Source organism: Streptomyces minutiscleroticus, from assembly GCF_014650875.1.
Lineage (GTDB): Bacteria > Actinomycetota > Actinomycetes > Streptomycetales > Streptomycetaceae > Streptomyces > Streptomyces minutiscleroticus.
In genome coordinates this window covers 38,110-56,413 of sequence record NZ_BMVU01000036.1, presented here as the reverse complement: position 1 = coordinate 56,413, position 18,304 = coordinate 38,110, and the positions used below count along the sequence as shown (strand labels likewise).

Genomic DNA, 18,304 nt, shown 5'->3' with positions numbered 1-18,304 from the left:
CCGGCCCGTCCCTCCCACCGCAAGGAGACCCGTGCACACCTCCCACGGCCCCGCCGGCCGGCGGGGCCGCCTGAGCGCCCTTCCCACGCCGCTCGATCCCGCGCCCCGGCCGGCCGAGGCCGTCGGGCTCGGCCCCGACGACCTCGGCCGACCGGAGGCGGTGGCCGCGGCGGAGGGCGGCGTCGGCACGTTCGAGTGGCGACGGGCCCGTGCGGCCGTGCCCGGCGGCGGGAGGTCCGGGGGCGGGGGTTCTAGCGGCAGGTCCGGCCGGTGCCCGCGTGGTGGTCGGCGGCCAGGGAGGTCAGGGTGCGGCGGCAGATCTTGCCGGTGGCGGTGAGGGGCATGTCGGCGACGGGCAGCAGGAGTTCGGGGAGCTTGCGGCGTTCCAGGCCGCGGCGGTCCTCCAGGTAGGAGGTGAGGTCCGCCAGGGCCAGGGGGCGGCTGCCGGGGACCTGGCGGACGCAGGCGCACAGGCGCTGGCCCAGGTCGGCGTCCGGGACGGGGACGCAGACGACCTCGGCGACGGCCGGGTGGGTGCCCAGCTCCCGCTCGACCTGGGCGGGGCTGATGCTGTAGCCGCCGCGGTCGACGACCTCGGCCGTACGGCCGAGCAGGTGCAGCCGGCCGCGGTCGTCGAGGCAGCCGCGGTCGCCGGTGCGGACCCAGCCGTCGGCGGTGCGCCACATGGCGTCCAGACCGGGGTCGGCGACGTAGCTGAGCGGGGTCATCGGGCCCCGGGCGCAGATCCGGCCGGGGCGGCCGGGCGGCAGTTCGCGGTCCTGGTCGTCGAGGACGCGGATGGCGGCGACCGCGGGGTCGGGGCGCCCGGTGCCGGTCCCGGGCCCGAGCCCGGTGGCGCCGGTGTGGCAGTTCACGCCGTCGGTGGACCCGTACACGGTGATCAGGGGCCGGTGGAAGCGGTCCCGGCAGGCGGCGGCGGTGGTCTCCGGCAGGGCGGTGCAGCTGGAGACGAGGGCGTGCAGGCTCCCGGCGTCCTCGCCGGGGCGCGCGGGGTGGTCGGCCAGGCGACGCAGCAGGGTGGGGACGGCGAACAGGTGGGTCGGCCGGTGCCGGGCGATGGTGTCCCAGGTGGTGGCGGGGTCGTGGGAGTCCTGCAGGATCAGGGTGCCGCCGAGGGCGGCGAGGGTGACATAGGTGCCGCAGGAGCCGTAGGAGGAGGCCAGGGGGACGAGGAGCAGATTGCGCATGGGCCCGGGACGGCGCTTCAGGGCGCGCAGGTAGTTGGCGCGGCCCCCGGCCATGGCGTTGTGGGAGTAGGCGGCCATCTTCGGCTCGGACTCGGTGCCGGAGGAGACCAGGATGCGGGCCGGGGCCTCCGGGGCGACGGGCCGGGGGCGCAGCGGCGGGCCCGGTGCGCACAGCGAGCGGACGCCGGGCCCGCGGGGGCCGAAGGAGAACACGGCCCGCAGGTCCGGCAGCCGGTGGCGCAGGGCGAGGTCGGCCGGATCGGCGAGGACGGCGCCGCGGGCGCGGGAGCGGCGCAGCAGGCTGAGGGTGTCGCGGGTGCCGGGCCCCGCGGGGTAGGGCAGGGCCACGGCGCCGAGGGCGGCCACGGCCAGTTCGGCGGCCACCGCGTCGCGGCCGTTGGGCAGGCGCAGGGCGACGACGTCGCGGTGGTCGAGGCCGGCGTCGCGCAGCCGCCCGGCGATGCGCCGCACGCACAGGTCCAGGGTCCGGTAGTCCAGGGCGCCGGACGGGTCGACGACGGCCTGGCGGCGCGGGTGGCGGCGCACGTGCTCGGCGAACAGGCTGTACAGGTCGCGGTCGGGGCAGTGGCCGCGGGCGACCCAGGCACGGCGGTCGGCGGCGGGCACCAGGTCGCGGATCGCCAGGCCGTTGTTGGAGGTCCAGACAGTGGTCATGCGAATTCCCAGGGGGCGCGGGGGACGGCGTGGTCGGCGGTGGCCAGGGCGCGGTGGAAGCGCGGGTCCTGGACCAGGGCGCGCAGGTCCGTGCAGACCGCGGTGGCGTGGAGACCGGCCTCGGCCAGCCGGTGCAGCCACAGCCGGGTGGGCCGGTTGGACAGCCGGGCCAGGACCTCGTTCGGACCGGCCGAGGCGGCGAGGCCGACGGCGTGCGCGGTGCGCTGGAGCTGGGTGCGGGCGGCCGGGCCGAGCTGGAGGTACCCGTCGAGGGTGCGGGCGGGGCGGTCCAGCGGTGTGAAACGGGGCCGCTGGGGCGGACGCGGCAGGACGGCGGCGGCGGACAGCAGGCTGGAGTCCACCCGGCAGCCGCCCCCGGTACGGGTCCGGGTGAGCAGCGCGGCCAGGATCCCGTGGCCGCAGACCAGGCCGCCCAGCAGGTCGGTGAGGGTCATCAGGGAGGGGGCGGGCGGCTCGTCGGCACAGCGCACGGCGGCGGCCAGACCGCTGTGCGCCTGGACGAGGTAGTCGGTGCCCAGCGGAGGCGGGTGGGGCATGCGGTCGCCCCACCCGGAGGCCGCCGCGTAGACCAGGCCGGGCCGGGTGGCGTGCAGGTCGTCGGCGTCCAGCCGCCAGTGCGCGGCCTTGCCCGGGGCCCAGTTGTGCAGGAAGACGTCGGCGGTGGCCACCAGGTCGTGCACGGCCCGGCGGCCGGACGCGGTGGTCAGGTCGATCTCGGTGGTGGTCTTGCCGGCGTTCAGGGCGCTGAAGCGGGCCGAGCAGCGCCCGGCGATGGGCGGGACGCCGCGCATCGGATCGCCGCCGGGGGGTTCGATGCGCAGCACGTCGGCGCCGAGCAGGTGCAGGACGTGCCCGGCCAGGGGGCCCTGCACCCGGCGGGTGGACTCGACGACCCGTACGCCCTCCAGCGGCCGGTCGGGGGTGGGGCCCGCGCTCCCGCCGCCGCGGGCGCGGGGGTCGGGGCCGGGGCCGCACCGCGCGGTGAGGGCGAACGGCGGGACGTCCGGCGGGCCCGGGTCGCCGCGCACCGCCACCACGCTGACCCCGGCCTCGTCGGCGGCCGCGCGGACGGCGGAGAAGGCGGCCCGCCCGGCGGCGGTGTGCAGGGCGGTGGGCAGCGGGCAGGTGGCGGTGGCGAAGCGCTGCTGGAAGGGCCGCCAGCCCTGGGCGGCCGCGGTCCGGTCCGCGCCGAGCCGGTCCCAGAAGCCGCGCCAGCGCAGCGGGTCGAACGTCTCGCACTCGAAGCGCACCCCGTCGGCGCTGGTGAAGGTGGCGGTGCCGCGGCCGGGCGGCTCCGCCGGGCCGTCGTCGGTGGTGGCGGCCGCCAGGTACTGGGCCAGCGCCAGCAGGGCCGCCTGCCCCACCGAGGTGCGCACCCCGTACGTCCGTGCCCCGCGGGCGCGGGCGATCAGCGCGGCGAGCACGCCCTGCGCGGCCAGCACGCCGGCGGTGGCGGTGGCGTAGTCGACGGCCAGCGGGACGGGGCGGCCCGCCGCCCGGCCGTGGACGTGCATGATGCCGCAGGCGGCCTGGACGGCCCGCTCGTCGCCCAGGGGCAGGGCGATCGGCCCGGCCCAGCCGATGTGGCAGTCGACCGCGGAGGTGTCGGCGGCGACGGGCCGCAGCAGCCGGGCGGCGACGTCGGCCGCGACGGCCGGGGCGATCACGGGGCCTCGTCCGCGCGCGGGCGACGGCCCTGGACGGAGTACAGGACGCTGGAGGCGGCGCAGAAGGACGGATGGCGCATCAGGGACCGCACCCGGTGCAGTTCGTCCTCGGTCATGCCCGCGGCGATCAGCTGCTCGCGCAGGTGGTGGGTGTGGTGCACCTGGAGCTCCAGGACGGCCGACCCGGCGCTGCGCAGCAGGATGTGCGGCTGCGGGTCGAGGTCGGTCAGGCCGGCGGCGCGCAGGGCGGCCGGGGCGTGCCGGCCCCAGTGCGGATCGCCGCCCGCCGCCCGGAACACCGCCGACCGGGCGGCCAGGAACTTCGTGTACAGGCGCGCCGCCCGCCCGTCGGGCGTGAGCAGGGGCGGCTCGTAGGAGGTGTCGAGCTCGTCGACCTGCAGCAGGCCGCCCGGCGCCAGGGCCCGGACCAGGCGGTCGAGCACCTCGAGCCGCTCGGGCAGGTGCTGCAGCAGCAGCCGGGCGACGATCAGGTCGAAGGCGGCCTCGGGCAGCGGGTCGTGCCGGATGTCGTGGGCGGCCACGGTCAGCCGCGGGTGGGGGCTCGGCGGGGGCGCGGGCGGTACGAGGTCGGTGGCCAGCACGTGGCCGGTGGGCCCGACGCGGGCGGCGAGCCAGCGGGCCACGCTGCCGCCGCCCGAGCCGGCGTCCAGGCAGCGCCAGCCGGCGGTGACGCCGGCGGCGGCCAGCCGGGGCAGCGTGATCGGGTCGTAGGCGGCGGCCAGGCAGCGGTGCTGCGCGCCGAGCAGGGCCGGGTCGTTCTCGAAGCAGTAGCGGGAAGCGGGTGCCAGGGGCTGCACGGGAATGCCTTCCGTCGCGTGTCCGTGTGTGGGGAGGGGGCGGGACCTGCCGTGACGTTCCCTCCGGCCACTCGGAGGGTGGGACAGCGGGGCCCGGGCGGGCGGCGGTCCGGTCGGGTCCACCGGCCGGATCCGCAGGTGCAGGTGTGTCCGGGGAGTTCACTGGTCGGGTCCGCCGGTGTCGGTGTGTCCGGTCAGGTCCACCGGCCGGAGCCGCAGGTGTCGGTGCGTCCGGTCAGCTGCCGCAGCAGCGCGGTGCGGCGCACCTTGCCGGTGCCGGTGCGCGGCAGTTGCGGCCAGGTGAGCACCATGGGCGGCTGCAGCGGCGGCAGGCCGGCCACCGCGCCGCGCCACCGCCCGGCGTCCAGGGCGCCGTCCTCGGTGACGACCACCGGCAGCGGCGCCTCGCCGGGCCGGGCCAGCAGGACGACCTCCAGGGCCTCCGGGAGCCGGTCCTCCAGCAGGTCCTCGGTGCGCAGGCAGCTCAGCCGCTGGGCGCGGTCCACCTCGCGGTCCAGGAGCTCGACGCTGCCGTCGCGGTGGTGGACGCCGAGGTCGCCGGTGCTCCACCAGCGGCCGACGCGCTTGGCCTCCCACCGGTCGTCCTCGCCGACGTAGCCCAGGGCGCGGGCGGGGGTGCGGGCCAGCAGCAGGCCCGGGCGGCCGCGCGGCAGCGGACGCAGGGTGTCGGGGTCGACGACCCGCAGCCGCGTCCTGCCCGGCACGGGCCGGCCCAGACCGCGCGCGTCGGCGTCGGCTCCCGGCGGGCGCAGCGAGCGGCGGGTGTGGAAGCGGAAGGTCAGCGGCCCGGTCTCGGTCTGCCCCCAGCCCTGCATCCACACCGGGGCGCGGTGCGCGCTGGCCCGAAGGTAGGCGCGCAGGGTGGGCGGATGCACGGCGTCGTAGGTGCTGACGAACAGCCGTACGTCGCGGAAGGCGTTGTCCAGGCGCCGGGTCAGCGGCCGCAGGCGCACGTAGGTGGCGGGCAGGGCCTCCACGACGGTCGGCGGGTGGGCGCGCAGCAGCGGGTCGGCGGAGTGCGGGTCGGGGCGGCTGAGGACGGTCAGGGCGCGCGGGGCCAGGCACAGCACGCTGGCGGTCCAGCAGAAGGTGCGGCCGTGGGCGAAGGAGCTGGCGTTGGCCAGGACGTCGTCGCGGCGCAGCCCGACGCGGGGATAGCGCACGGCCTCGAAGCGGGCCAGCTTGCCGATGATGGTGCGGGTGGAGTGGACCACCAGTTTGGGTACGCCGGTGGTGCCCGAGGTGTGGTTGATCACCAGCGGGGCGTCGTCGTGCCTGCGCCGGGGACCGGGCGCAGGGCGGCCGCGGACGTCGTCCGGGCCCAGGGCGCCGGGCGCCGGGCCGTCGAGGGCCAGGACGGCGCCGGTGGTGCGGGCCGGGTCGCGGTCCGCGCGGCGGCAGCGCTCCAGCAGGGCGCGGGTGGTCACCAGCAGCGCGGGCCGCAGCCGGTGCAGCAGCACGGCGAGGGTGGCGGGCGGCAGGTGCGCGGACAGCTGGGCGGGCACCGCGCCCAGCCGCACCGCCGCGCAGGCCAGCAGGTCGTAGTCCCAGTGGTTGTCCTTGACGATCGCCACCCGGTCGCCGCGGCCCGCCCCGGCGGCGGCCAGCAGGCCCGCCGCGTCCTCGACCAGCGCGGCCAGCGCGTCCACGGTGTAGTCGGTCCCGCCGTCCGGGGCGAGGTCGAAGGGCCGGTCCAGGCGGACGCGGGTGGCGGTGCCGCGCTCGGCGCACTGGTCGAACAGCACGCCCATGTCATGCGGTTTCACGGATCGACTCCTCGTCTCGCGGGATGCGCCGCCCGAGCCGGGCCAGGACGCGGGAGGCGGCCAGGGCGCCGGAGCGCACCGCGCCCTCGCTGGAGGGCCGCAGCATCACCCAGTCACCGGCGTACTCCACCGGGCGCGGGCCGCGCGCCATGAAGGCGGGCCGCAGCCGCAGCGCCCGCGCGCTCGCCTCGGGCAGGCCGTGGGTGAAGGCGTGCACGAAGTACTGCCGTCCGGCCGAGGGCAGGTCGGGGACGTAGCGCCGGGCCGCCGCGGTGAGCCGGCCGACGACCTCGGTGTGCGGGGCGCGCAGCAGGCCGGGGACGGTGCGCGGGTCGGCCATCAGGGTCAGCAGGCCCTTGCCCGCCGGTGCCCGTCCCGGGTGCTTGACGTGGTCGGCGATGACGCACGACAGCACCCGGTCCTCGGCCCGCGGGGTGAGCAGGATGTACGCAGGACGGCCGCAGGCGGGAGCGAGCGGCCGGTCCAGCAGGCAGCTGACCTTCAGTACGGGGGTGAAGGCGCAGGCGGCCAGGTAGGCGGCCTCCTCCGGGGCGGGGGCCGCGTGCAGCCGGGCGGCGACCGGGGCGGGCACGGCCAGGACCGCCGCGCGGGCGGTGACGGTCTCGTCCCCCAGGTGCAGCCGGGCGCCGTCGCGGCCGGTGGCGACCCGGTGCACGGCGCGGCCGGTGACCACGTCGAGTCCGCCGGCCAGGCGGCGGGCGAGCAGGTCCATCCCGTCGCGGCAGGTCCGCCAGCCGGCCGCGGGCCCCACCGCCAGCAACAGGCTGACCAGCGGGGCCGCGGTGGAGCGTGCGGTGTCCCAGCCGAAGAAGGCGCCGCACAGCGGCTGCAGCAGGTAGTCGTGCACGTCCCGGTGGTAGCGGGCGGCGAACTCCGCGACGGTGGCGGTGCCCAGCGGCGTCCGCTCGGGACGGTCGCCGTCGAAGCCCGCCCGGCGGCGCGCGGCCCAGGCCAGCATCCGGGCCAGGTCGGCGCGGGCGGGCGGGGACAGCCCGGCGCCGGTCAGCACCGCGCGGCGGTCCGCGACCCCGGGGTGGGCGCGGCCGGCGCGCCAGGTGGCGACACCGGCGCCGATGCGCGGCACGTCGCCGCGCGGCACACCGAGCCGGTCCAGCAGCTCCCAGGTGGCGCGGTAGCCGTGCGGCGAGATCTGCTCGGCGCCGGTGTCGACGGTCCAGCCGTCGTGACGGAAGCTGTGCATACGGCCGCCGACGTGCGGCTGCTCCTCGTAGACGCGCACCGTCAGGCCGGCGCGGCGCAGTTCGTGCGCGGTGGTCAGCCCGGCGACGCCGGCTCCGACCACGGCCACGTCCAGCTGCGGTGTCATGCGGCGCCTCCCGGTGCGGCGGCGAGGAAGGCGGCCAGCAGGTTGGCGCCGGCCAGCAGCGCGGTGGCGACGCGGTGCGCGACGAAGCCCTGCCGGCGGGCCCGCATGATGTCGCCGTGCCGGAAGCCGGTCAGGTACTGCCGTACGCGCAGCGCGGTCACCGGCGCCATCCACAGCACGAACCACCACGGGGCGAGGCCGGTCGCGGAGGCGAGCGCGCCGAGCGCGAACTCGGCGGCCGACAGGACCCCGACGAAGACGGCGTTGCCCCGGGGCGTGGCCACGGAGGCCACGGTCAGCCGCCCCGCGGCGCGGTCCCCGCCGGCGTCGTTGGTGTTGGAGTAGACCCCGAACAGCAGCGGGCCGAAGCCGAACAGGACGCCCTGCACGAGGACGAACCCGGAGAAGGAGCCGGTGACCAGGCCGTACGGCGCGACCACCAGGGCGGCGCCGAGCGCGGCCAGGAACACCTCCTGGAACCCGCGGTAGCTGATCCTGAGCCCGTAGGAGTACTGGAGGGCGGTGACGAACGTCCCCGCGACCACCGCCAGCGCCCAGAGCGGGCGGTGCGGTGCGAGCGCGGCGGCCAGGCCCCACAGCGCGGCGCCGGCCGCGGCGGTGATGCAGGCGAACCCGAGCGCCTCGCGGACGGTGAGGGTCCCCGCGACCAGCGGCTTGCGCAGCCTCTTCCGGCGGGGGTGGTCCGGGCCGTAGTTGTGGGCGTCGCTGCCGTCGCGGAAGCCGGTCACGTCGTCCAGGGCGACCATCGCCATGATCACGAAGACCTCGCCGGCCAGGAACAGCGCCAGCGGTGCGGCGGCCGCGGCCAGGTGCCCGGCGGGCAGCGCCACCGCGAAGACCACCACGGCCATACCGAGGTAGTAGTCGTACACGTCGAGCTTGCCCAGCCGGGCGTAGCTGCGGACCTTGCGCTCCGGGCGGGCGCCGCGGGGCACGGGGACCGGGGCGTGGGGGGAGTGGGTGTGGTCGGTCATGGATGCCGCCTTCCTTCGGGTGGGGTCCGGGCGGTGGCAGTACGCGCACGGGACGGTGCGCGGTCAGTGGCGGACGAAGTCCTTCACGGCGGCGACGACCCGGTTCACCTGACCGTCCGTCAGGTGCGGGTACAGGGGCAGGGAGAGCATGTGCCGGGCGGCCCGCTCGGCGTGCGGCCACCGGTCGCCCGGCGCGGTGTACGGCGCGAAGGCCGGCTGGTGGGGCAGCGGGAGCGGGTAGTACACATGGCTGTCGACGCCGTGCCGCCGCAGGTGCCGCGCCAGTCGGTCGCGGCGCTCGGCCAGCACCGTGTACACGTAGGGGCAGCCGCCCTCCCGGCCCGGTGGCGGGGTGCGGACGCCGTACGCGGCCAGCGGCGCCAGCTGCTCGGTGTAGTGCTCGGCGATGGCGGTCCTGCGCCGCAGCCGGGCGGACAGGCCGGCCAGACGGCGGCACTGGAAGGCCGCCTGGATCTCGTCGAACCTGCTGTTGTGGCCGACGAGGTGGTGCACGAACCGCCGGTGCCCGTCCTGCCCGTGGTTGCGCAGCATCCGCACCCGCCGGCCGAGGTCCGCGTCGCGGGTCACCACGGCCCCGCCCTCGCCGGGCATGCCGAAGGACTTCACCTGGACGAAGGAGTAGACGCCGGCCTCGCCCCACAGCCCCGCGGGCCGCCCGTCCAGCACCGCGCCCTGCGCGACCGCGGAGTCCTCCACCAGCCGCACGCCCCGGCGCCGGGCGAGGTCGACGAAGCGCGGCATGTCGGCCATGGCCGAGAACAGGTGCGCCGGCATGACCGCCGCGGTGCGGACGGTGATGCGCCGTTCCACCTGGCAGGGGTCGACGGTCAGGGTGTGCGGGTCGACGTCGGCGAAGACCGGGACGGCGCCCACCCCGGTCACGCAGGCGGCCAGCGGCGCGCAGCCCAGCGCCGGCACCACCACCTCGTCGCCCGCGCCGATGCCCAGGGCGCCCAGGACCAGGGTGAGCGCGGAGGTGCCGCTGCCGCAGGCCACCACGTCCGCCGCCCCGTAGCGCTCCCGCAGCAGCTCTTCGAGGCGCCGGGTGTGCTCCCCGAGGACGAAGCGCTGCTCCGGCGCGCGGCCGATGCGCTGCAGCAGGTCGAGCATGAGCCCGCGGTCGGCCGCGAACAGGTCCGGCGGGAAGAAGGGGACCTGTGGGCGGGCGGCGGTCACGACGGCCCGCCGGCGCAGAAGGCGCGGATCTCCGCGCAGACGCGGTCGACCTGATCCAGCGTCAGGTCCGGGTACAGCGGCAGCGCCAGCGCGCGTCCGGCGGCGGCCTCGGCGTGCGGGAAGTCGCCCGGGCGGTGCCCGAGCCGGGCGAAGGCGGGCTGGAGCGGCAGGGGGAAGGGGTAGTAGACCTCGGTCCCGATGCCGCGCCGGGCCAGATGCGCCGCCAGGGCGTCGCGGCGCTCGGCCTCGATCAGGTACACGTACAGCACGTCGGCGTCGTCCGGACCGCGGGCGGGCGCCCGGGGCAGCCGGGTGATGCCGGGGACGCCGGTCAGCCGGCGGCGGTAGGCCTCGCCGAGGACGGCGCGGAACGCGATGTCCCGGTCCAGGCAGGTGAGTTTGGCCAGCAGGACGGCCGCCTGGAGGTCGTCCGCCTTGCTGTTGAGGCCGGGCAGGGTGCTGACGGTGGCGATGGCGGGGAAGTCGTCCAGGGTCGGCCCCGGCCGGCCGTGGTGGCGCAGCGCGGCCACGCGCTCGGCCACCCGCGGGTCGTCGGTGAGGACGGCGCCGGCGTCGCCGAGCGCGCCGAGGGTCTTGCTGGGGAAGAAGGACAGCACCCCGCCCGCGCCGTGCAGTCCGGCGTGGCGCCCGCCCTGCCGCATGCCGATCGCCTCCGCGCTGTCCTCGACCAGGGTGAGCCCGTGGCGGGCGGCGACGGCGGCCAGCGCGCCCATGTCGGCCATCCGGCAGAACAGGTGGGCGGGCAGGACGAAGCGGCTGGCCGGGGTGACGGCCGCGGCGAGCGCGGCCGGGTCCATGGCGTAGGTGACGGGGTCGATGTCGACGAACTGCGGCCGCCCGCCCGCCAGTACGACACTGCTGGCGGTGGCGACGAAGGAGTACGCCGGCACCAGCACACCGTCTCCCGGGCGCAGTCCGCACGCGCGCAGCAGCAGCACCAGTGCGTCCGTGCCACTGTTGACCGCGACCACGTGGTCCGCGCCGGTGTAGGCGGCCAGCGCCCCCTCCAGCTCGGCCACCTGGCGCCCGTGCGAGAACTTGCCGCGGTCGAAGACCTGGTGCACCCGTGCCTCGATCAGCGGCCACAGCCGCTCGAAGGTGGCGGCCTGGGAGAAGAACGGAACGGCCGTGTCCGGGTCCCTGACGGGGGTCCCGGCGTCACCGGCCGCTGCCGTACCGGATGCGTTCGCGAGATCCTTGAGGTCTTTTTCGAGAGACAATGCCACCACGTCCCCGGATGCGTCGGCGGATTTCCTCTGTCATGGAAATCTACGGGGCCCGGGAAAAGCGGGTCAGGGCCCGTCGCTTTTCTTCACTCGTTACGGTTACGGCTTTTCACTCGTTGCGGCCGTCCTTTCCGCAAGGGGATTGACCGTGTTTCCGGCCGTGCGCCTAGAGTCGCTCACCGGGTCCCGTCCGGCGCGTCCTTCGCGCCGCTTCGGCGACTCGCGGGCCGTGTGGTTCCCGGCCCTTTTCGTACGCGACGTGGGGGAGGGACGATGCTGCAGCCCCTGGTGGTCGGACTGGGCCGCTCCGGACGGGAACTGCACCTCAAGACGCTCGCGCGGACGGCCGGTTCGCCGGACGGGCCGCTGTGCGCCGGGCCGCCGGTGGCCTGCGACCCGCGGCCCGGGGCGCGCCGGGGACTGCCCGGGGTGCGCGTCGCCTCCTCGATCGCCGAGGCCCGCGAGCTGGTGTGCCCGGCCTCCACCGTGGTGCACGTGTGCACCCCGCCGACGGCCCGCGCCGCGGTGCTCGGCGAGCTGGCCGCGCACGGGTTCGACAAGCTGCTCGTGGAGAAGCCGCTGGCGGCCGGGCGCGCGGACCTGGAGGAGATCCTCCGGCTGCGGCGGCGCCACGGCCTCGACGTACGGGTGGTCGCCCACTGGCTGGAGGCCGGGCTGACCGGCAGGCTGCGCCGCCTGGTGCGGCAGCGCACGCTCGGCCGCCTGACGGCGGTCACCGCGGTCCAGCACAAGCCCCGTTTCACCCGCTCCCTGGCCACCGCGGGGCACCCGACGGCCTTCGACGTGGAGATCCCGCACGCGCTGGGCGTGGTCCTGGACCTGGCGGGGCCCGCCGAGCTGGTCGACGCCCGCTGGTCCGACCTGCGCTGCGACGGCCGGGTGCTGCCCCGGCTGGGCGGCGCGTCCCTGACGCTGCGTCACCACTCGGGGGTGTGCAGCGAACTGGTCTCCGACCTGGCCTCGCCCGTGCGGCAGCGCAGCATCACCCTGCGGTTCGACCACGGCTCGGCCACGGGGCACTACCCGCTCGACGCGGGCGACGACCACGCCCAGTTGGTGGTCACCGGCGACCGCGACGACCACCAGGTCTTCCGCGACGACGCGCTGACGGCCTTCCTCCGCCGCGCCTACCGCGACTTCGCCGACGGCCCGCGCGCCGACCTCGCCGGACACTGCGCCGTGGTGCGCCTGCTGTGCGCGGCCAAGGAGCGCTGCGGAGCCGAGGCCGGTGCCGGTGCCGGCTCCGGCGACGGTGGTGGCGACGACGGTGGCGCCGGGGAGGGTGGCACCGGGGGCGGCGGACGGGCCGGGGACGGTGGACGGGGCCAGGACGGCGGAGGTGCCGGGGGCGGCGGACGGGCCGGGGACGGCGGACGGGCCGGGGACGGCGGACGGGCCGAGGGGCGGCATCGCGGCTCCGCCGGCCCTCCCCGGACCCGCCGGCCCGTGCCCGTCGCGTCGCAGCCCGTGCCCGTCGCGCCGGGGTCCGCGCCCTCCTTCCCCGCCCACCGGCTGGCCGGGATCGGCGACGAGGCCGCCGCCGGCCTGGACGGGCAGATCGCCGCGCTCGCCCGGCTGGGCTGGCCGGGCATCGAACTGCGTACCGTCGACGGCGTCCCGGTGGCGGAACTCGGTCCGCGGCGGTCGCGGGAGGTCGCGGACCGGCTGCGCGCGGCCGGGCTGCGCACCGTGGCGCTGGCCTCCCGCATCGGCAACTGGGCCCGCCCGGTCACCGCGCCGTTCGCGGACGACCTGGCCGAACTGGACGCTCTCACCGACCAGTGCGCCCTGCTCGGCTGCCGGTACGTGCGCATCATGTCGTACCCCGGCGACGGGCTCCCCGAGGCCGAGTGGGCCGGCCGGGTCCTGGACCGCGTCGCCTGCCTGACCGCCCGCGCGGAGCGCGCGGGCCTGACCCTGCTGCACGAGAACTGCGCGGGCTGGGCCGGCGCCGACCCCGCGCGGATGCTGCGCCTGGTGCGCGAGGCCGGCTCCCCGGCGCTGCGGCTGCTCTTCGACACCGGCAACGGCCTCGCGTACGGCTACGACGCCCATGAGGTGCTGCGCCGGGTCCTGCCGTACGTGGCGCACGTGCACGTCAAGGACGGGGTGCGCACGGCGGACGGCGTGACGTACACCCTGCCGGGCGACGGGCGGGCAGGGGTGGCCGACTGCCTGCGGACGCTGCTGGACGGCGGCTACGAGGGCGCGTTCAGCCTGGAGCCGCACCTGGCCGCGCGGCCGCACGAGGGGCTGCGGGCGGCCGGTGGCGCGGCGGAGCCGTTCGTCCGCGCCGGGCAGCGGCTGCGGGCCCTGCTCGACGGGGCGGCCCGGACGGGCGGCGCGGCCGAGGAGCGGCGGACGGGCGACGGGACCGGGGGACGGGGATGACGGGCGGGCTGCGGGGCCGAGGGGTGACCGGCGGGCGACGGGGCCGAGGGGTGACGGGGCGTGAGGCGCTGATGGGGCCCGGCGACCGTGCGCTGCTGCTGCGCCTGCTGCGCACGCCCACCGCCGGACCGCTGGAGACCGGCCCCGCCCCGGACCGGCCGTGGCGTCCCGTCCCGGGCCTGCCGTGGACCCGGCGCGGCGGCCTGTGGCGGGCGCAGCGCGCCTACGCGCGCGCCGCCCGGGCGGCGGGGATGCGGGTCGTGCACCACGCCTGCCCGCCGCCGGAGGTGCTGGACCGGGGCGACGTACCCGCCGCGGTGCGCCGGCACGCCGCGGCCGACCCCGCCTTCCTGGCGCGGCAGCCGAACCTGGTGCTGCGGCTGGGTCCGGACCTGCCGCGCGCAGCGACCGTCATGTTCAACGTGCACCTGGACACGGTGGCGGGCCCGGAGCCCGTCGGTTTCGACGGGACGCGCTTCACCGGGCGCGGCGCGATCGACGCCAAGGGCCCGGCGGTGGCCCTGCTGGCCGGGGTGCGCGCCGCGCGGGCCGCCTGCCCCGACCTCGGCCGCCGGGTGGCGGTGCTCGTCCAGGCGGTGGGCGGCGAGGAGGGCGGCGCGATGGGCGTCCACGGCACCCGGCCGCTGGTCGAGGCCGGGTTCACGGGCCGTCTGAACGTCTTCTGCGAGCCGACCGGGCTGCGCTACCTGCCCCGCGCCACCGCGGCGCTGACCGCCCGTGTCACCGTCGCCGGCGTAGGCGCCGTCGACGACCGCCCGGAGCGCGGTCACAACGCCACCGTGCTGCTCGGCTTCCTCGCCCAGCACCTGGCCGCCGCCCTGGACGGGTGGACGAGGGCCCTGGACGGGGGGACGGAGACCCCGGAGGGGCGAACCGGGGGGAGCCGGGTGTGCGTGGCCGGCCTGCACACCGGCCATCTGCACAACCGCGTCTACGGACAGGGGCAGCTGCTGCTCAACCTCCCCTACGCCACCGCCGGGCAGGGCGCCGCCCTGGAACGCGCGGTCACCGACGCCGTCGCCGACGGGCTGCGCGCGTTCACCGCGCGCTTCGCCGGCAGCCGGCAGTTCGCCCGCACCGCCGCCGACGCGGCCGCCGTCACCCGCCTGGAGTGGGACAAGCGCGGACTGCCGTGCCTGAACGGTGCCGACGCCTGGGCCGAGTCCCTGCTGCACGCCGCGGGCGCGCCCCGCCACCCGGCCGGCGAGCCCGCCTTCACCTGCGACGCCATCTGGGCGCACGGCCTGCCCGGCGCCTTCACGGCGGTGCTCGGACCGGGGCGCCTGGAGGACAACCGCGCGCACGCGGCGGGGGAGTTCGCCGACCTGGCCGACCTGGAGGCGTTCGCGGGCGTGGTGAGCCGCCTGCTGACCACGTTCGCCGAACGCGCCCCGTGAGCCGCGGAACGAGTCCTGCGAACCGCCGAACGCGCCCCGTGAGCCGCGGAACGAGTCCTGCGCATCGCCGACGAACCCCGTGAGCCGCCGTCCGAGTCCCACGAACCGCCGACGGACCCCGCGAGCCGCGAGGCCCGACCAGTCCAGCAGAGGGAGCCCCGTATGACACCGCCCGGCCCCGCACCCGTCCCCGAGTCCCCACCGGCCGTACTGGTCGGCCACGACCGGCTGCTGGCCGCCGTCACCGGGCTGTTCGCCGGGTACGGCGTCCCGCCCGCGCGCGCGGCCACCGCCGCCGCCGCGCTCTGCCACGGCGACCTGACCGGACCCGCCTCGCACGGCGTGGCCAACCTGACCCGCCTGTACCTGCCGCTGCTCGCCTGCGGCCGTGCCGATCCCGCCGCCGTCCCCGAGGTGCTCGGCGACCTGGGGGCCTGCGCCGTCGTCGACGCCCGGCGGGCGCTCGGCCTGTGGGCCGCGGCCGAGGCCATGGACGACGCGGCCGGGCGGGCCCGCCGGTACGGGGTCGGCCTGGTGGCGGTGCGCGGGGCCACCCACTTCGGCTGCGCGGGCTTCCACGCCGCCCGCGCCGCCGCCCGCGGCATGATCGGGATCGTGGCGGGCAACTGCGGCGGCCAGCGCATCGCCCGCCCGCCGCACGGGGCGCTCGCCATGCTCGGCACCAACCCGCTCGCCGTCGCCGCCCCCGCCCTGGAGGGCCATCCCTTCGTCCTGGACATGAGCACCACGGTGGTGCCCACCGGGCGCGTCCGGGCCGCAGCCCGCCGCGGCGGGTCCGTTCCGGAGGGCTGGCTGGAGGACGCGGCCGGGCGGCCGGTGACCGATCCGGCGGCCTTCGACCGCGGCACCGCCCACCTGCGCTGGCTCGGCGGCGACCCGGACACCGGCGCGTACAAGGGCTACGGGCTGGGGCTGGCGGTCGAGCTGCTGGCGGCGTTGGTGCCGGGCGCGGCCGTGGGCCCGGCACCGGCCGCGCTGGCCGGCGACGGACGGCCGCACGGCCGCGACGACGACATCGGCTTCCTGCTGCTCGCCGTCGACCCGCGCACGCTGCGCCCGGAGGCGGACTTCGCCGCCGCGGCGGAGGAGATGTTCCGTACGCTGCTGCGCTGCCCGCCCCTGGACCCGCGGACGCCCGTCCGCTATCCGGGCTGGTGGGAGGCCGAACGGGCGCGGGAGCGGCGACGGGCGGGCGTCCCGCTGGCGGCCGGCGTGCACGAGGAGCTGACCCGCCTGGGACTGGACCTGCCCGCGTGCGCGGCGGGGGCCGGGGCCGCGGCGCCGGCCGGGGAGGACCCGGCCGCGGCCGCCGCCGGGGACGGTGCGGCGTGACGCGGCCGCGCCGGGCCGGGGTCGTCGGGCTCGGCGCCGTCTCCCGGTTCCATCTCGCCGCGATCGACCGGCTGCCCGGGTGGGAGCTGGCCGCGGTGTGCGACGTACGGGAGGCCGCGCGGGCCCCTCACCGGGAGCGGGCCGCCTGCTACGCCGACCACCGCGCGCTGCTGGCGCACCCCGGTCTGGACGCCGTGGTCGTCACCGTGCCCAACGACCTGCACGCCGCCGTCTGCCGGGACGCGCTCACGGCCGGTGTGCCGGTGTGCGTGGAGAAACCGCTGGCCGTCGACCTGGCCGAGGCCCGCGCGCTGGACCGGCTGGCCCGCGACCGTGCCACGGTGCTGTTCACCGCCTTCCACCGCCGCTACAACGACCAGGTGCGCGCCCTGCGGCGCCGGCTGCCCGCCGGGGCCCGGATCGCCGCGATGCGGGTGCGCTACCTGGAGCGCATCGAGGAGCACATCGGCACCGACACCTGGTACCTCGACCCGCGCCGGTGCGGCGGCGGCTGCGTCGCCGACAACGGCCCCAACGCCTTCGACCTGGTGCGGTACTTCCTCGGCGGGGCCGCCGTGACCGCCGCCGGGATCGTCCGCGACGCGCACGGCACCGATCGGCGGGCGCTCGTCGACCTGCGCGGCACGGACGGCGGCACGGCCCGGGTCGAGCTGGACTGGTCGTACCCGGGCGAGCGCAAGGACCTGCGGCTGCTGCTGGCGGACGGCACGGTGCTGGAGGCGGACCTGCTCGCGGGCCGGCCCGGCTTCAAGGAGTCGCTGTGGCACGAGTACGCCGGTGTGCTGGACGCCTTCGGCGCGGCCCTCGACCGCGGCGCGGGGGACGGGACCGGGGCGGGCGACGGACTGGCCGCGCTGGAGCTGGTGCGGGCCGCGTACGGCCGCGAGCGGACCGTTGCGGGGACAGGGGAGGGACGATGAGCGGGCCGGGCGAGGACGGGGCGAAGCGCGAGGTGCGCGGGGTGCTGGTCAAGGTGCTGCTGCACCGCCGCACCGACCGCGGCATGACCCTGGAGCCGTGCACGAGCCGCTGCGTGCGCCGCGGCGAGCTGCACGAACTGGTCGTCACCGACCAGATCGGAGCCGTGCCGGGGGAGCGCGTCGACCGCGTGGGCTTCCTCGGCTTCGCCGAGCTGACCCGGGCGGGCGTCGTCGACCGCGGCGACGGATGCTGGATCGGCGGCGAGCGCGTGGGTACGGTGCTCGGCTTCGACGCCTGCCACTTCCCCAACCACTACAACATCGTCGTCGCCGCCGAAGGGCTGCCGACCGGCGGGAGCCTGGGGCTGCGCCCTGAGCTGCAGGTCGTCTTCACCGCCGCCCCGTCCCCGGTGCGGCCGCCGGACACGGCGTCCTGACCCGCCTGCGGCCGGCGGCCCCGTCGTACGGGACCGCCGGCCGCGGCGTTCACCTCGGGCGGACGGCCCGGGCGTTCACCTCAGGGGGTCAGCCCAGCAGCTCGACGTCGAGCCGGCCGAAGTGGTAGTTGCGGACCGCGGCGAGCAGCTCCTGCTGGGACAGCTCGCCGTCGCCGTCGGTGTCCACCTGCTGGAACACCTCCTCGGCCCGGTCCGGACCCACGCCGACCGCGGTCAGCCAGGCCGCGAACTCCCCGCCGTTGATCAGCCCGTCGTCGTTCTTGTCGCAGAGGCCGACGAGCGCCTCGATCACCGGCCCGAGGGCACGGTTGAAGTCGGCCTCGCCCTGCTGGAAGATCAGGTTCCCGGTGACGTTCAGGAACTGGTCCTCGGAGACCGATTCGGACCCGCTGGAGAGGTAGTCGAACAGGCCCTGGAAGGCGTCGTTCAGGGACTGCACCTCGGGGGAGCCCGGAGCCGCGCCGAAGTTCTGGGCGATCTTCTTGGCCTCGCCCACGAAGTCGCCGCGCTCCAGGGAGCCGCTGCCGTCGGTGTCCCACTTCTGGAAGCGCTTCCTGAGCCGGTCGTTGGCGATTTCAGTGGTCATGGATCTGCTCTCCTTCGTTTGTCGACGGCATGCGTGGAGCGATGCCGTCGGCGGTTCACGGCGTCGGGGGCTTCTCCCGCGGCGCCGTCCCGCGCCGGAATCCGGCCGGCGACCGAATTCCTCCGGAAAACCGCCGGGAGTCCGGCGCAAGAATGGAAAACTGTCGGAAAATG

Annotated in this window: 14 protein-coding genes; 5 read left to right on the top strand and 9 right to left on the bottom strand. The window is 77.3% G+C overall.

Annotated elements, in window-relative coordinates; translation table 11 throughout:
* Nucleotides 1-251: 251 nt before the first annotated feature.
* The 8 genes from IE271_RS28210 to IE271_RS28175 form a co-directional block, all read right to left on the bottom strand.
* Nucleotides 252-1,883, bottom strand: a complete 1,632-nt coding sequence (locus IE271_RS28210; RefSeq protein WP_190193276.1) for a class I adenylate-forming enzyme family protein — start codon at nt 1,881-1,883, stop codon at nt 252-254.
* Nucleotides 1,880-3,571, bottom strand: coding sequence for a CoA transferase (locus tag IE271_RS28205; RefSeq protein ID WP_190193275.1), 1,692 nt, complete (start codon nt 3,569-3,571; stop codon nt 1,880-1,882). The genes IE271_RS28210 and IE271_RS28205 overlap by 4 nt, the downstream gene beginning before the upstream one ends.
* Nucleotides 3,568-4,389 carry a class I SAM-dependent methyltransferase gene (locus tag IE271_RS28200; protein ID WP_190193274.1) on the bottom strand — a complete coding sequence of 274 codons (822 nt, stop codon included), beginning with the start codon at nt 4,387-4,389 and terminating at the stop codon, nt 3,568-3,570. Before IE271_RS28200 ends, IE271_RS28205 begins: the two co-directional genes overlap by 4 nt.
* Nucleotides 4,390-4,583: 194 nt before the next feature.
* Nucleotides 4,584-6,176, bottom strand: a complete 1,593-nt coding sequence (locus tag IE271_RS28195) for an AMP-binding protein (protein WP_229919603.1) — start codon at nt 6,174-6,176, stop codon at nt 4,584-4,586.
* Nucleotides 6,163-7,524, bottom strand: coding sequence for an NAD(P)/FAD-dependent oxidoreductase (locus tag IE271_RS28190; RefSeq protein ID WP_190193273.1), 1,362 nt, complete (start codon nt 7,522-7,524; stop codon nt 6,163-6,165). Before IE271_RS28190 ends, IE271_RS28195 begins: the two co-directional genes overlap by 14 nt.
* Nucleotides 7,521-8,519, bottom strand: a complete 999-nt coding sequence (locus tag IE271_RS28185; protein ID WP_190193272.1) for a UbiA family prenyltransferase — start codon at nt 8,517-8,519, stop codon at nt 7,521-7,523. The genes IE271_RS28190 and IE271_RS28185 overlap by 4 nt, the downstream gene beginning before the upstream one ends.
* A 63-nt stretch (nt 8,520-8,582) precedes the next feature.
* Complete coding sequence (locus tag IE271_RS28180; protein WP_308435221.1) at nt 8,583-9,716, bottom strand: DegT/DnrJ/EryC1/StrS family aminotransferase; 1,134 nt, start codon at nt 9,714-9,716, stop codon at nt 8,583-8,585.
* The gene (locus IE271_RS28175; RefSeq protein WP_190193271.1) at nt 9,713-10,957 is read right to left on the bottom strand and encodes a DegT/DnrJ/EryC1/StrS family aminotransferase; all 1,245 of its coding nucleotides are present in this window, start codon (nt 10,955-10,957) and stop codon (nt 9,713-9,715) included. Before IE271_RS28175 ends, IE271_RS28180 begins: the two co-directional genes overlap by 4 nt.
* A 279-nt stretch (nt 10,958-11,236) precedes the next feature.
* On the opposite strand from IE271_RS28175, the gene IE271_RS43410 reads away from it, so the two are divergent.
* From IE271_RS43410 to IE271_RS28150, 5 genes are all read left to right on the top strand, one after another.
* Complete coding sequence (locus IE271_RS43410) at nt 11,237-13,375, top strand: TIM barrel protein (RefSeq protein WP_268256224.1); 2,139 nt, start codon at nt 11,237-11,239, stop codon at nt 13,373-13,375.
* Between the two features lie 50 nt (nt 13,376-13,425).
* Entirely contained in the window at nt 13,426-14,793 is a 1,368-nt protein-coding gene (locus IE271_RS28165; RefSeq protein WP_373308851.1) for a M20/M25/M40 family metallo-hydrolase, read from the top strand.
* A gap of 162 nt (nt 14,794-14,955) precedes the next feature.
* A complete protein-coding gene (locus IE271_RS28160; RefSeq protein WP_190193270.1) occupies nt 14,956-16,146 on the top strand; it encodes an Ldh family oxidoreductase in 1,191 nt (396 codons plus the stop codon).
* Nucleotides 16,143-17,087, top strand: coding sequence for a Gfo/Idh/MocA family protein (locus IE271_RS28155; protein ID WP_190193269.1), 945 nt, complete (start codon nt 16,143-16,145; stop codon nt 17,085-17,087). The genes IE271_RS28160 and IE271_RS28155 overlap by 4 nt, the downstream gene beginning before the upstream one ends.
* Complete coding sequence (locus tag IE271_RS28150) at nt 17,084-17,524, top strand: DUF6917 domain-containing protein (protein WP_190193268.1); 441 nt, start codon at nt 17,084-17,086, stop codon at nt 17,522-17,524. Before IE271_RS28155 ends, IE271_RS28150 begins: the two co-directional genes overlap by 4 nt.
* Nucleotides 17,525-17,612: 88 nt before the next feature.
* On the opposite strand, the gene IE271_RS28145 is transcribed toward IE271_RS28150, so the two are convergent.
* Nucleotides 17,613-18,131 (bottom strand): EF-hand domain-containing protein, encoded by a 519-nt coding sequence (locus tag IE271_RS28145; protein ID WP_190193267.1) that lies wholly within the window; start codon nt 18,129-18,131, stop codon nt 17,613-17,615.
* Nucleotides 18,132-18,304 lie beyond the last annotated feature (173 nt).

Bases quoted from the DNA above. Each gene is read 5' to 3' on its own strand.
- IE271_RS28210 (WP_190193276.1), bottom strand. From the start codon at position 1,883: ATGACCACTGTCTGGACCTCCAACAACGGCCTGGCGATCCGCGACCTG.
- IE271_RS28150 (WP_190193268.1), top strand. From the start codon at position 17,084: ATGAGCGGGCCGGGCGAGGACGGGGCGAAGCGCGAGGTGCGCGGGGTG.
- IE271_RS28145 (WP_190193267.1), bottom strand. From the start codon at position 18,131: ATGACCACTGAAATCGCCAACGACCGGCTCAGGAAGCGCTTCCAGAAG.
- IE271_RS28185 (WP_190193272.1), bottom strand. From the start codon at position 8,519: ATGACCGACCACACCCACTCCCCCCACGCCCCGGTCCCCGTGCCCCGC.
- IE271_RS28190 (WP_190193273.1), bottom strand. From the start codon at position 7,524: ATGACACCGCAGCTGGACGTGGCCGTGGTCGGAGCCGGCGTCGCCGGG.
- IE271_RS28160 (WP_190193270.1), top strand. From the start codon at position 14,956: ATGACACCGCCCGGCCCCGCACCCGTCCCCGAGTCCCCACCGGCCGTA.
- IE271_RS43410 (WP_268256224.1), top strand. From the start codon at position 11,237: ATGCTGCAGCCCCTGGTGGTCGGACTGGGCCGCTCCGGACGGGAACTG.